Origin of the sequence: Ideonella sp. (assembly GCF_041287625.1) — a bacterium.
Lineage (GTDB): Bacteria > Pseudomonadota > Gammaproteobacteria > Burkholderiales > Burkholderiaceae_C > Ideonella.
In genome coordinates, this window is record NZ_JBGGNH010000073.1 from 118369 (window position 1) to 132002 (window position 13634).

General features: G+C 62.9%; 9 protein-coding genes. 2 read left to right on the forward strand and 7 right to left on the reverse strand.

All coding sequences use genetic code 11. The features are described from left to right. Nucleotides 1–78: 78 nt before the first annotated feature. Entirely contained in the window at nucleotides 79–732 is a 654-nt protein-coding gene (gene adk, locus ACAH41_RS27580; protein WP_325655359.1) for an adenylate kinase, read from the forward strand. 217 nt (nucleotides 733–949) lie between these two features. Beyond that, complete coding sequence (locus tag ACAH41_RS27585) at nucleotides 950–1711, forward strand: 3-hydroxyacyl-CoA dehydrogenase (protein ID WP_325655268.1); 762 nt, start codon at nucleotides 950–952, stop codon at nucleotides 1709–1711. Nucleotides 1712–1815: 104 nt separating this feature from the next. Here ACAH41_RS27585 and ACAH41_RS27590 read toward each other — a convergent pair whose 3' ends face one another. From ACAH41_RS27590 to tadA, 7 genes are all read right to left on the reverse strand, one after another. Next, nucleotides 1816–4977, reverse strand: coding sequence for a TonB-dependent receptor (locus ACAH41_RS27590; RefSeq protein ID WP_325655266.1), 3162 nt, complete (start codon nucleotides 4975–4977; stop codon nucleotides 1816–1818). A 120-nt stretch (nucleotides 4978–5097) separates the two neighbouring features. Then, nucleotides 5098–6978 (reverse strand): ABC transporter ATP-binding protein, encoded by a 1881-nt coding sequence (locus ACAH41_RS27595; RefSeq protein ID WP_325655265.1) that lies wholly within the window; start codon nucleotides 6976–6978, stop codon nucleotides 5098–5100. 11 nt (nucleotides 6979–6989) lie between these two features. Beyond that, a complete protein-coding gene (locus ACAH41_RS27600; protein ID WP_325655263.1) occupies nucleotides 6990–8444 on the reverse strand; it encodes an ABC transporter permease in 1455 nt (484 codons plus the stop codon). Between the two features lie 22 nt (nucleotides 8445–8466). Next, a complete protein-coding gene (locus tag ACAH41_RS27605; RefSeq protein ID WP_325655262.1) occupies nucleotides 8467–9450 on the reverse strand; it encodes an ABC transporter permease in 984 nt (327 codons plus the stop codon). A 7-nt stretch (nucleotides 9451–9457) separates the two neighbouring features. Then, nucleotides 9458–11749, reverse strand: coding sequence for an ABC transporter substrate-binding protein (locus tag ACAH41_RS27610; RefSeq protein ID WP_325655260.1), 2292 nt, complete (start codon nucleotides 11747–11749; stop codon nucleotides 9458–9460). A gap of 189 nt (nucleotides 11750–11938) precedes the next feature. Continuing rightward, nucleotides 11939–12928 carry an LD-carboxypeptidase gene (locus ACAH41_RS27615; RefSeq protein ID WP_325655258.1) on the reverse strand — a complete coding sequence of 330 codons (990 nt, stop codon included), beginning with the start codon at nucleotides 12926–12928 and terminating at the stop codon, nucleotides 11939–11941. Continuing rightward, nucleotides 12925–13623, reverse strand: a complete 699-nt coding sequence (gene tadA / locus ACAH41_RS27620; protein ID WP_325655256.1) for a tRNA adenosine(34) deaminase TadA — start codon at nucleotides 13621–13623, stop codon at nucleotides 12925–12927. The genes ACAH41_RS27615 and tadA overlap by 4 nt, the downstream gene beginning before the upstream one ends. Nucleotides 13624–13634 lie beyond the last annotated feature (11 nt).

Genomic DNA, 13634 nt, shown 5'->3' on the forward strand with positions numbered 1-13634 from the left:
CGCCCCGTGCCCGCGGTCTCGCTGCGCATGGGAGGCTGCCTGCGGCGGCCACCAAGAATCATGAAAAGAGGCAACTCAATGCGTATCATTCTTTTGGGGGCGCCGGGCGCCGGTAAAGGCACCCAGGCCACCTTCATTTGCCAGAAGTTTGGCATTCCGCAAATCTCGACCGGCGACATGCTGCGTGCCGCCGTGAAAGCCGGCAGCGAACTTGGTGTGGCAGCCAAGAAGGTCATGGATGCTGGTGGGCTGGTCAGTGACGAGATCATCATCGGCCTGGTCAAGGAACGCATCACGCAGCCCGACTGTGCCAACGGCTTCCTGTTCGACGGATTCCCCCGCACCATTCCACAGGCCGACGCCATGAAAGCGGCAGGCGTGAAGCTGGACCTTGTGCTGGAAATCGACGTGCCTGACGAAGCCATCATCGAGCGCATGAGCGGCCGCCGCGTACACGTGGCCTCGGGCCGCACGTACCACGTCCGCTTCAACCCGCCCAAAGTGGAAGGCAAGGACGACGTCACCGGTGAGGAGTTGGTGCAGCGCAAGGACGACGAAGAGGCCACCGTGCGCACTCGCCTGGAGGTCTACCAGGCTCAGACCCGTCCGCTGGTCGACTACTACAGCCAGTGGGCGCAAACCGGTGACGCCCAAGCCCCCCGCTACGCCAAGATCTCCGGCCTCGGCACCGTGGACGAGATCACCGCGCGAGCGCTGCAAGCGTTGAGCTGAATCACCCGCGGGCGCAAACACGGCGACAAGTCGCTGCCGTGTTTCGCTGCAGTCAAGCAGGCCGCCTCAGGGCGGCTTTTTGCTGTGCGCTCGATTCTTGTGTCGCTGGCCCCCATCGAACATTTCCTGGAAAGCCAGCAATGGCAAGGCTGCGGTGCCGACGCACAATTGACGTTTACGTCAACGTCAATCGACTCACAGCACAAGGAGACTTTTCATGGAGATTGCGGGCAAGGTATTCATCATCACCGGTGGCGCTTCCGGCCTCGGCGAAGGCACCGCACGGATGCTGACGCGCGAGGGCGCGAAAGTGGTCATCGCCGATTTGCAGGAGGACAAGGGCCAGGCGGTGGCCGCCGAATTGGGCGGCGTCTTCGTGCGCTGCGATGTCAGCCAGGAGGCAGATGGCCAGGCGGTTGTCATGGCGGCGCAGCAACTCGGCAAGTTGATGGGCTTGGTCAACTGCGCAGGCATCGCCCCTGCGGTGAAGACCGTCGGCAAGGACGGCGCTCACCCATTGGCGATCTTCAGCAAGACGGTCACCGTCAACCTCATCGGCAGCTTCAACATGATTCGCCTGGCCGCCGAAGCCATGGCGAAGAACGAACCGGAAACATCAACAGGCGAACGCGGTGTGCTGATCAGTACCGCCAGCGTGGCAGCTTACGACGGCCAAATGGGCCAGGCAGCCTACGCGGCCAGCAAAGGCGGCGTGGTTGGCATGACCTTGCCAATTGCCCGAGACTTGGCTCGCAATGGCATCCGCAACATGACCATTGCGCCAGGGATTTTCGGGACCCCAATGCTGTTTGGCATGCCAAAGGAAGTGCAGGATGCGCTGGCTGCTAATGTGCCGTTCCCCAGCCGTTTGGGAACGCCTGCGGACTACGCAAAGCTGGTTCAGCAAATCATCACGAATGAAATGCTGAATGGGGAGGTAATTCGGTTGGACGGGGCGATTCGACTGGCGCCGAAATGACAGATCAAGCTAAATCATGCCCATGCCAATAGGCCAAGCATAAAAAAACCGCAGCCTAGGCTGCGGTTTTTGCTGGATAGACTAACTGCTAAGCAGTTGCCAGATCAGAAGTCGTACTGAGCCGACAGACGAATTGTGCGCGGGTTGGAGTAGTTGATCACGCGGCCGTATTCGGGGTTCACACCGCCGTAGGATGCTGCGGAGTCGTGTGCTTCATCGATGACCGTGGCGGTCTGGCGATTGAACACGTTGAACACGTCGATGCGCAACCCCAAGCCCTTAACGAACTCAGGCTTGTAGACAGCGTTCACGTCAAACGTGTAGTTCCACGGCAGGCGGCCAGCAGTACCGCGTGGGGACAGTTTGCCATCGCAATAGAAGAAAACAGCGCCGTAGGCACCGCCGCCGATGTCTTCACCCGTGCCACCGTAGTCGCCGAAGCAATTCTTCGGACGACCGGACTCAGCCAGCATCGAACCACCCAAGCTGACCTCGGGCGTCAGTTGGTAGAAACCATAGGCCTTGAGCTGATGCTTGCGGTCGTTCGGCAGGTAGCCGTAAGCGCCTTCCATCAGTTCCGGAAAGTCCCAGGTGGAGGTCACAGCCACGTCGGTCTGAGCATTGTCAGACTTGGTTTGACCCTCGGTGTTGCCCTTGCTCTGTGCATAGGTGTAAGTCACCTTGCCATACCACCCGTCGCTGAACGGATGCTCCAGGAACAAATCCAAGGCGAAATAGGTACGCTTGGGCTTCGGGAGACCGATGTCCGATGCTTTCAGGTCAAACCGGGTCAGGGTGCCGCTGTCGTCGGTGTTGAGATACAGCGTGGCGCCGCTGCCTGGATTGATCGTCGCGCATCCGAACGGATAGAACTCGGCGAGACTGGTGTCAATGTTATGAGCCGCCGCGTAGGCCTCAATCGGACGATAGTCGCAGAAATCATCGATGGTCTGCTTCAGCTTCCGATAAGTCACCTTCGCGCCAGCCGTCAAGCTGTTGCTCAGAGACTTCTCGATGCCAATCGTCATTTCGTCCTGATAGGTCGGCTTCAGATTTGCGGCTGCGACGGAACCAGGATCCTTCTTCTGACCGTACTCATTGTTGGCTGAGTAGGCAGTCGTCAGCGGCGTCAGCCCAGTCGGGGTTGCATTGCCATCAACGCCCGTGTACAGGAAGTACTGCTGCGTGTTCGTCGAACGGCTTGCGCCGCGCACGGCCACGTGCGTCGGAATCTGCAAGCTGTAGCGGCCGGCGGACCCGAAGAGCTTCAGCGAAGCGTCACCCAGGACATCCCATGACGCCGCCAAACGAGGACTCTTGAAGTTTTTCACCTCCAAGAATTTTTCGCCGTCGCCATTTTTGTTTTCGAAACCCTCGTTGCGCAAGCCAAGCGTCAGCAACAGATCTTTGGTGACTTGCCAACGGTCTTCGATGTACTGTGCCGATTGGTTCGACTCTGCATTCGTGCGGCTGTCGAAGATGGTCTCGCGCGCGTAGTAGTAGTATCCATCCAATGGTGTGGCGCCAGCACCATTAAGAGAAACGGTTTGGCCACCCAACAGATTCAAGCGGTTGCCGTTGTCCGCACCCGTGGCCGATGTCACAGGCGTCCGGTAATATCGCCAGTAGGCGCCACTTCCTGCGATCACATCGCCCGCGTCCACAGACTTCAGCCGGTTCACGTCCAAACCAGCACGCAGCAGGTGATCACCCAGGGCGTATTCGACGTCAAAGCGGAAAGACTTTGTGGTTTCGTGAGCACCATCGGGCACGCCGTAGGTGACCGGAACCAAAGGGTTACCTGGAGCGGGCGGTGTAGCCGTCACGCGCGGGTCCACGGAGGCTGTCGTGTCGTTGTAAAGGATCTGAGGCGCAGTCGGGTCGAAGCTGAACGACTGCGAATGCTTGCTCTTGCTTTGGCCGTACAGCGCAGTGATCAGCAAATCTTGCGTCAGATTGCCGCTGTACTTCAGGATCTGCGCATCACCACCCACACCCGGCGTGGTGCCACCGACGTTCTTCGTGCTTTCACTGTACGAATAGCCGGTTTTACTGTGCGTTGCGTAATCGTAACCGTAGTAGTCGTCGGTGGTCTTGTAGTTATCACCGATCAAAGTCGCTTCTAGACGGTGGTCGTCAGTCAAGTTCCAGTCGAACTTACCGAGATAGCGGGTATTCGTGTTGTCCGAGTTTAGCCAGCCAGTAGTGGACAAGCCGGAAGACTGAGGCGTGGCGTTGATGGTGCCGGTCTTCAGCTTGGTCTGGTCAGCCGCAACAAAGAAGAACAGCTTGTCTTCGACCAGCGGGCCTCCAACATAGGCTCCATACTGGGTTTCGGTACGCGTATTCTTTTCGCGATAGTTGCGGATCGTGCCATCGGTCTCCTCAGCGCCTTCGAGGCCAGAGACCGGATAGTAGATGTTCTTGGGATTCGAGCGCAGCTTGTCCGGCTCAATGGAGAAGTTCACCCCACCGTGCCATTCGTTCGTGCCGCTCTTGGTGATGATGTTGACGACACCGCCCACCGAACGGCCAAATTCGGCACCATAGCCACCGGTCAACACCTGAGCTTGCTGGATCGCGCCAAACGGCAGTTCCATCGAGCCAAGTTGAGTCAGCGCGTTGGTAACGGGGAATCCGTTGATGTAGTAGGCGTTCTCGGAAGGACCACCGCCCGCAATGCTTACGCCACCTGCATATCGTGCGTCTGCTTTGACAGTATTCGCAGCCAAGCCAACGATGCCATTGACATCCTTGCTTGAAATAGGTATCGCATCCAATTGTTTAGCTGTGAACACGGTCGCATTCACGCTGCTGGACACGTCAATCTTGGCAACTTTTCCGACGACTTGAACAACCTGGGTTTCGCCAGCGGCCGCGAATGCAACTTCATTTGACTTGCCAACCACCACTTCGACATTGGTGACGGTACCAGCTGCGGTACCGTTCCGAAATTGGGTGACCTTGTATGTGCCCGGCGGCAACGAACTTGCAAAGAAGCGGCCGCTGGCGTCTGGCGTCAGCGTGCGCTTCAGACCGGTTGCAACGTTTTCAACCAGAACCGTTGCGCCTTGAGTCACGGAAACTTGGCCAACGATGTCGCCGGTGGTATTCGATTGTGCGTACGAAACGCCGGACATACAGCCAAGACTGACCGCCACAGCGACAGCCGATAGCCGCCACAGGTGGGAAGAATTTTTCATTTGAGCCACTGACTTCTCTCCAGAAAGGTTGATCGATAGACCCATTTCAGAAGCAAGGCACATGCCGGTCTTGTGAAGCCATGATGTCCTCGCTCCAGGAACGTGTAAATTGATTGTCACTGAAGCTCTTTTTGGACCGCACCCCCACAAACCCTCTTTGCACTTTTCGGTGGATTTTTGTTGCTATTTCGCTGCAACAACCGCCTTCGCAGCGGTGTTCAGCCGGGGCACGGCGTCGATCAGACGCCTTGTATAGACATGTTCAGGGTGCTGCAGAACGGCCTCGCATGCGCCCTGCTCAACGATGCGCCCGGACTGCATCACGGCGACCTCGTCGGCGATGTACTCGACCACGCCGATGTTGTGCGTGATGAAGAGGAAGGCGACGCCGGTGTCGCGCTGCAGTTCGCGCAGCAGGTTCAGGATTTGAGCCTGCACCGAGACGTCCAGCGCCGAGGTGGGCTCGTCGCAAACGATGAGGCGCGGCTGCACAGCCAGTGCGCGCGCGATGGCGATGCGCTGGCGTTGACCGCCCGAGAACTCGTGCGGATGACGGGCCAGTGCCTCAGCGCGCAGGCCCACTTGGTCCGCGAGTTGCAGCAGGCGGGCGCGGCGCTGCATGGCGTCCAGGTCGGGTTGAAGGGCCAGCAGGCCTTCTTCGAGGATGTCGAACACCCGCATGCGCGGGTTCAGCGATGCGTAGGGGTCCTGGAAGATGATCTGGACTTCACGGCGCGCGCGCTGCAGTGCCAGCGCGTCCATCGTGAACAGGTCCTGGCCGTCCAGCAGTGCGCGGCCCTGGGTGGTGGCAACACGCCGCAGCAGTTGCACGATTGCTTTGCCGGTGGTCGTCTTACCGCAGCCGCTCTCGCCGACCAGGGCCAGTGTCTGCCCTGCCCTGACCTGGAACGAGATGCCGCCGACGGCGTCGAAATGCCCGCGAACGCGCTGTAGCAGACCGCCGCGAATGGGATAGCGCACATGCAGCGACTGCACGTCAAGCACCACGTTGGCGGCTTCAGGGGCTTTTGGCGACGCCACGGCGGCTCCAACGGCCGCCACTGCAACCGCGACCTCCTTCGCGTTTTCAGGCGCGGTTTGCTCGCGCCCTGGCGCGTACAGGACGCAGCGCACCGAACGGGTGCCAGGCTGAGCCCAGAGATCGGGCCGTGTTTGTGCGCAAGCGGCTTCCGCGAGGGCACAGCGAGGCTCGAAGCGGCAACCGTGAAAGCTCTGCGTCAGCGCCGGCACCGTTCCGGGGATTGCGGCCAGGGCCTGACCTCGGCGTTGTGCGTCCGGCAGCGCCCGCAGCAGGGCTTGTGCATAAGGATGCCTGGGCGCGGAGAAGAAGCTTTGCGCGTCGGCGGTTTCAATGATCTGGCCGGCGTACATCAGCGCCACGCGGTGCGCCATGCCGGCGACCACCGCGAGGTCGTGCGTGATCAGCAGCATGCCCAGGCCGGTCTCGGCCTGCAGTTGGCGCAGCAGGTCCAGCACCTGGGCCTGGATGGTCACGTCGAGTGCCGTGGTGGGCTCGTCGGCGACGAGGAAATCCGGTTCGGCGGCCAGCGTCATCGCAATCATCACGCGCTGCTTCTGCCCGCCGCTCATGCGGAACGGGTAATCGTCGATGCGGCGTTCGGGCTCGGGAATGCCGACGCGGCGCAGCCAGTCCAGCGCCCGTGCGCGTGCCGCGGCACCGCGCAGCGAGGTGTGAGCCTCGATGGCCTCGACGATCTGGTCGCCCACGCGCATGACCGGGTTCAGGCTGGTGGACGGTTCCTGGAAGATCATGCCGATGCGGCCGCCGCGCACCGCGCGCATCTGTTGCTCCGGCAACGCCAGCGTGTCGGCGCCATCCAGCATCACGCTGCCGGCCACCAGGCGGCCGTTGTCCGGCAGCAGCCGCATCAGCGCCAATGCCGTCATGCTCTTGCCGCAACCGGATTCGCCGACCAGCGCCAGCGTTTCGCCACGCTCGATGCACAGCGTGAGTTGGTCGATGGCCTGTACCAGGCCGGCTTCCGCATCCAGCTGAACGTTCAGCTCGTCAATCTTCAGCATCGGTGCGCGCCTCAGGCAACGGCCGGTTTCTTGGGCAGCAGGCGCACCCGGAACGCACGGGCCCGCGGGTCGAACGCATCCCGCACGCCGTCGGCAAACAGGTTGGCCGCCAGCACCAGCATGACCATGAAGAAGAAGGCCGCGCTGAAGGACCACCACACCACAGGGTCGCGGCTCATTTCGTTGCGGGCCAGGTTAATCATGCCGCCGAAGCTGCTGGTGGACGGGTCCACGCCCACGCCAACATAGGTCAGCACTGCTTCGTAGAGGATCAGGTCCGAGAAGCTAAGCACGGTTGTGATCAGCACCAGGTGCATCACGTTGGGCACGATGTGGCGAGCCATGATGCGCCAGTGGCTGACGCCGAAGGCGGTGGCGGCCTGCACGAAGTCCAGCTCACGCAGCTTCAGCGTCTCGGCGCGCACCAGGCGGCACAGCGTGGCCCAACCGGTCAGGCCGAGGATCACGCAGAGCAGGAAGGTCTTCAGGTCAGCCCGCTCCAGGCCGGTCTCGAACAGGTCCGGGTTCTTGTCCAGGAAGACCTGCACCATCAGCACGCAGGCGGCGATCAGCAGCACGCTGGGCACCGAGCTGAGCGTCGTGTAGAGGTACTGGATCAGTTCGTCCACCCAGCCCTTGAAGTAGCCCGCCAGCACGCCCAGCACGATGGCCAGCGGCAGCGTGGCCAGGGTGGACAACGCACCGATCACGAAGGCCGTGCGCACACTCTTGAGCGCCAGCAGCAGCACGTCATTGCCGGTTCGGTCGGTGCCCATCACGTGGTAACCACCGGCCAGCGCGACGACCGGCCCGATCACCAAGCTCAGCCCCAGCAAGGTGGCCAGCAGAGGACGCAATGGCAGCTCCGTGTGGCCACGCCAGAGCGCCTGCCAGGCTGGGCCGAGCGCGCCATGCGCGCGACGCAAGCTTGCGGCAATCAAGAGGGCCAGACCGACGAAGACCGCCAAGCCCAGGGCCAGCCCGATCAGTATGCGGCGGGTGATGTCGCCAGCCCAGTCGCGCGCCGGATCGGCCAGGTGCGCCCCGCCGAACTGCAGCCGCGGATAGGTGCGCACGATCTCGCCGTTGATCGTCACCGCATCGCGGGTGTGCGCATGCGTGGCCAGCGGCGCGCTGTAAGTGGCCTCGCGGGTGGCGCGCAGGTGGCGCAAGGCCTCGTCCAGCAGCGAACTGGTGGTGGCGTCGTAGTAGACCGCCTGTCCCGTGCTCGCCGTGGCCGGATTGGGCGGCAACGCACGGCGAAAATGCACGCTGTCCAGCAAGGTGACGACGACAAACAGCAGCAGCACGAAGCCGGCCGACAGCGCCGCCGGGTCGTGCAACACACGCAGCCACTTGCTGCGGCTTTGCGGCAGGCCGCGCAGGCGCACGACATAGACCAGCACCGACAGCGCCATCAACCACAGCGCGATGTCGGTCCAGAGGATGACCAGCTTGAAACCCATGTCGTTCACTTCCTGCGGGCTTTCAAGCCAGACGCACCCGAGGGTCGACCCAGGTGTAGATCACGTCGATCAGCGCGTTCGACAGCACATAGAGCAGCGCGCCCAGGAAGACCATCACCCGAACGATGGCGAAGTCCTGCCCGGCAATGCCGTCGATCACGAAGGCACCGAGTCCCGGGATGCCGAAGAAGCTTTCGAATACCAGGCTGCCGAGGAACACATACGGCAGGTACGAGCCGGCGCTGGTGATGATGGGAATGAGCGCGTTGCGCAGCACATGGCGCCACAGCACCACGGCTTCCGAAAGGCCCTTCGCGCGCGCGGTGCGCACGTAGTCGCGGCCCATTTCTTCGAGGAACATCACACGGTACAGCCGCGCCTCAGTGCCCAGGCGCGACAGCAGCGACAGCAGCACCGGCAGCACCAGGAACTTGACCATGTCCAGACCACCCGCGTAGCCCGACAGTGGCACCAGCCGCAGCACTCGCGAAAACAGGAACTGGCCGACGATGATGTAGAACAGGCTGGAGATGGACAGCATCAACACGCAGACCACCGTGCCCCAGAAGTCGATGCGCGAATGCCGGAAGAACACCAGCAGCAACGCGAAGCCGGTGCTGGCAATGACCTGCAGCAGGAAGATCGGCACCGCCAGCGTCAGGCTCACGCCCATGCGGGTCTTGATTTCGTAGCCGATGTCCATGCTGCGCGCCGAATCGGAGCGGCCGAAGTCCAGCAGCATCAGCGAGATCGAGCGCTCCCACAGCACCGTGTGCGTGAACTGCCCGGCGCCCTGCTCGGCTGCATTCCAGTACAGCGGCTTGTCGTAGCCGCGCTCGCCCTTCCACTTGTCGATCTGCACTTGCGTCACGCGCTTGCCGCCAATGTTCAGCCGGGCCATGTCGTCCGGCGTGTTGACGGTGAAAAACAGGAAGAAGGTCAGCAGGTTCACACCCACCAGGATCAACACGCCGTAACTCAGCCGGCGCACCAGGTAGTTCCACATGCTGCGCTCAGCCTGGGTTGGAGGAAGTTGCCGGCGCGAGCGCAGGGTCCTCGCCTGCCGTGCCACGGGCAGTGGCCAGTTCGCGCGCCTTGAAACTGCGCCGCGCCACCCACGCCAGCGCCATCGCCAGCAAAGCCAGCAGGCCCAGTGGCCAGTAGATCGGGTGGTTCCACTCGGCCTGCTTCTTCGCGCGCAGCGCCGCGTCCACACGGTAGTAGCGCACCATGTCACGCACCAGGATGCTGGGCTTGCCGTTGTGCACCCAGGGCTGGAAGGCCAGCCCACCCCAGGGGATGTAGCCGAAAGTCCAGGGCGCGTCGTTCTGCACGATCTTGTAGATCTCGTCGATCACCTGTTGCTTGCGCGGTCCGTCATCCAGTGATTGCATTTCATGGAACAGCTTGTCGAAAGCCGGGTTCTCGTAGTTCGCGGTGTTCTCGCCCTGGGTCTTGGACTTGGCGTTCGGCCCGTAGAGCATGAACAGGAAGTTCTCGGCGTCCGGGTAGTCGGCCAGCCAGCCCGCCCAGAACAGCTGGTGCTTGCCCTTCAGCGTCTTGTCCTGGAACTGGTTGAAGTCGGTCGCGCGGATCTCCAGCTGAATGCCCAGCTTGGCGAACTGCCGCACCATCCAGTCGTTCTCGGCCTTGAATTCCGGCGTGACCACGCGCTGGAAGTCGTAGTTCAGCACCAGCGGCTTGCCGCTCACGGCGTCGCGGCCGCCGGGGTAGCCAGCCTCGGCCAGCAACTGCTTGGCATCGTCGATTGAGCGCCTCACCGGCTTGCCATCGACCAGCGTGTGCGTCACCGGGTTGTAGAAGCCAGCCTGGCCTTCGTGGGAGCCGAACACGCCGGGCGGGATCGGCCCCATCGCCGCCACGCCGCCCTTCTGCTTGAAGATGCGGCCGTAGCCTTCTTCCCAGTCGATGGCGATCGACACTGCCTGGCGCAGCTTGCGATGCTTCACGACCTCCTCCGGCGTGGCGCCGGTGCCCACCACCGGGTCCAGCATGTTGAAGCCGAGGTACCAGTTGGTGATGTCGGTGCTGAGCGGGAACTGGAAGCCGCGTGCTTCGTATTCCTGCTTCACCGCATCGGACTCTTCCATGTCATTGCGGAAGTCCACGCCCCACTCCGGCCGCTCGATTTCGGGCATGTCCAGGTAGCCCTGGCGGAACTTGCCCTTGCGCCCTTCCTTCTCCTTTTCCATCTGCACATACAGCGTGTCGATGAACGGCATTCGCTTGCCGCAGTCGTCCAGCAGGCCGGCCGCCTTGTCCTCAGGCTGGCCTTCGCAGGGGTAGAAGTCGTCGGTCCGGTAGTTCGGGTTGCGCTTCATCACGTGCAGGCGGTCGCGCTCGAACGTGGTCATCATGAACGGCCCGGAGCCGACAGGCCACTGGTTCAACGAGAGGCCGTTTTCGGTCATGCCGGGTTGGGCGTAGAAGGCGTCAGCCTCCCAGGGCAGTGGCGCGACAAAAGGCATCGTCATCCAGTAGTTCCACTGCGGATACTTGCCCTTCAGGCGGATGCGCAGCGTGTACTTGTCCAGCGCCTGTGCCCCCGCCAGCGGCCATTTGCGGAAGTCCAGGAAGGGCTTGTCCTGCAGGTCTTCCGGCAGGCCGGCCAGCAGCTTGGCGTCTTCCTTCTTGATCAGCTCGGCATAGTCCTTCAGGCCCAGCACGTACTCCGCGAAGACCGCGAAGACAGGCGCCTCGATGCGGGTCGTTGCATGGCGCTTCAAGGTGTAGACGAAGTCTTCGGCTTCCACCTCGCGAGTGTCCAGGTGCTCGAATTCCCAGGGCGAATGCTTGTCGCCGACCTGGGCACGCGTCATGTGGTGGTAGAGGTACTGCCCTTGTGCGTCCTTGGCAAAGGCCGGGTGCGGCGCGTAGCGCATGCCGTGGCGGATCGGAATGTCGTAGACGCTCTCGGCGATCTGCTCCGCTGCCGCGTCTGCCGGCAAGTCGTGACCGGCGGCGTCCAGGTAACGAGGCTTCACGACCTTGGCCGCGGCCTTGCCTTCCAGCTCGTACGGCCGCTTCAGGTAGTGATACCCGTACAGCGGCTCGTAGATGGCCATCGTGAAGGCCGACTCGGGGTTGGAGTACGAGGCCACCGGGTCCAGGTAGCGCGGCGAACGTTCCTCGAAGGCATAGAACAGCGTGTTCTCTTTTTCCGCGCCCAGCGGAAAGGGGCTGTTGCCACAAGCGGCCAAACTGGCCAAAGCAGCGGCGGCCATCGTCGCCTGCACGCCCAGCACCACCCAGCGCCAAACCGCGGCGCCCCACACACCGCGCATGCGGTCACTCCTTCAAGCACGCACGGCAGCATCGGTGACCACGCACGCACAAAACACAAACCTCGCGTGGAGCGCACTTTTGGTGCATCCAAACGCGAGGCGAAGCGAAAATTCTAGGCACCGCCGCAGTGCCGGCCGCTCAGGGTTTACCGAGGGGCAGTGTGGCGGACCGGCTGGCGCAACGAGGCGTCAGTTCCAACCGATGAGCACGTCCCGTGCCTGCACCAACAGCTGGACCTTGCGGCCCATCGGCATCGTCACCTTGGTCGGCACGTGCCCGAAAGGCAGGCCGGTGAGGATGGGCGTCTTGCTGACCTCGCGCAGGTAGGCGACGACGGTCTTCAGGTTGTAGCCGCGGTCCATGGGCGATTTGCGCCAGTCGCTGAATGCCCCCAGCACCACCGCCTTCTGCGCCGCCAGCACGCCCGCCTGGTGCAGTTGCAGCAGCATGCGCTCGACGCGGTATGGGTGTTCGGCGACGTCTTCCAGGAACAGGATGCCACCTTTGACCTTGGGCCAGTGCTGCGTGCCCAGCAGCGAGCACAGCACCGTCAAGTTGCCCCCCCACAGCACGCCCTTCTCGGCCAGGCCGTCGAAGCCCGCCTCGGTGCGAAAGCCGACGGCTTCCAACTCGCCGCTCATGGCTTCGTTGAAACAGTCGGGCGTGACCTCGTCCAGTTCGTCGCGGCCAAAATCGTCGGTGGCCATCGGGCCACACCAACTGGCGGTGCCGGTGTGGGCCAGCAAGCCCATCTGCAGCGCGGTCAGGTCGCTGTAGCCGACCCAGCGCGTGCCCTGCTCGGCCGCCTTGGCCAGCAGCGCCCAGTCCAGCCGGTCCAGCAGGCGCGTCATGCCGTAGCCGCCGCGCGTGGCCAATGCCACCGAGGGCGCTTGCTCGGCAATGCGGTGCAGCGTGGCGAGACGGAACTCGTCGTCGCCAGCAAAGCGCTGGTGCTTGGCCAGCGCGCTGGTGTCCACCGTCACCGCGTAGCCCATGCCCTTGAGCCGCTTGGCCGCCAGCTTCACCGCGGCGCTCTTCAACACCACGCCGGCCGGCGAGTAGATCGTCAGCGTCGAAGGCGGCGTGTGTTCGTGGTGATGCGCGTGGTCATGGTCGTGCCCGTGGGCATGGTCCGCACCGTGATCGGCATGCTGGGTCTTCTTCTTCGCTGCGCTCATGGGCGGTTCCTGTCGGGTTCGGTGAATTCGGGTGCGTCATCGGCACCGGGTGGCGTCAACACCCATTCGGTGGCCTCGCCCGTCGGGATGACAGGCTCGGGTTCTTGCGCTGGTTCGGAGAGCGGCGGGCTGAACAATGCGGCGAGCTGCGCGGCGGCTGGCGCTTGTTGAACATCGGCTTCGGCCGCCGCGCGCAGGGCCTTCTGCTGGGCTCGGCGTTCGGCAAAAAACTCGCGCAGCACCTGGCCGCAGGCTTCGCCCAAGACGCCGCCCTGCAGGGCTGTGTGGTGGTTCAGCTGCGGCTGGGCGAACAGGTCGACCACCGAGCCGGCGGCACCGGTCTTCGGGTCCCAGGCGCCGAACACCACGCGCTTGAAGCGGGCGTGCATCAGCGCCATCGCGCACATCGCGCAAGGCTCCAGCGTCACGTAGATCTCGCACTCCGGCAGCCGGTAGTTCTCCAGCAGCTGCGCTGCGTGACGCAGTGCCACCAGTTCGGCATGTGCGGTCGGGTCGTGGGTGGTGATCGGCCGGTTGTAGCCGGTGGCAATCACCTGGCCATCGCGCAGGATGACGGCGCCCACCGGTACCTCGCCCACCAGCCAGGCGTTCTGCGCCTGGTCCAGCGCCAGCCGCATCGCGCTCTCATCGGCAGGCGTGGCTGCAGAACCTGGAGATGCGGAAAACTCGCTCATGAAATTTCTCG

What these genes read in the sequence shown, in the direction of transcription:
- adk (WP_325655359.1), top strand. Translation starts at nt 79, where the DNA reads ATGCGTATCATTCTTTTGGGGGCGCCGGGCGCCGGTAAAGGCACCCAG.
- ACAH41_RS27605 (WP_325655262.1), bottom strand. Translation starts at nt 9,450, where the DNA reads ATGTGGAACTACCTGGTGCGCCGGCTGAGTTACGGCGTGTTGATCCTG.
- ACAH41_RS27600 (WP_325655263.1), bottom strand. Translation starts at nt 8,444, where the DNA reads ATGGGTTTCAAGCTGGTCATCCTCTGGACCGACATCGCGCTGTGGTTG.
- tadA (WP_325655256.1), bottom strand. Translation starts at nt 13,623, where the DNA reads ATGAGCGAGTTTTCCGCATCTCCAGGTTCTGCAGCCACGCCTGCCGAT.
- ACAH41_RS27590 (WP_325655266.1), bottom strand. Translation starts at nt 4,977, where the DNA reads ATGTGCCTTGCTTCTGAAATGGGTCTATCGATCAACCTTTCTGGAGAG.
- ACAH41_RS27595 (WP_325655265.1), bottom strand. Translation starts at nt 6,978, where the DNA reads ATGCTGAAGATTGACGAGCTGAACGTTCAGCTGGATGCGGAAGCCGGC.
- ACAH41_RS27585 (WP_325655268.1), top strand. Translation starts at nt 950, where the DNA reads ATGGAGATTGCGGGCAAGGTATTCATCATCACCGGTGGCGCTTCCGGC.
- ACAH41_RS27610 (WP_325655260.1), bottom strand. Translation starts at nt 11,749, where the DNA reads ATGCGCGGTGTGTGGGGCGCCGCGGTTTGGCGCTGGGTGGTGCTGGGC.
- ACAH41_RS27615 (WP_325655258.1), bottom strand. Translation starts at nt 12,928, where the DNA reads ATGAGCGCAGCGAAGAAGAAGACCCAGCATGCCGATCACGGTGCGGAC.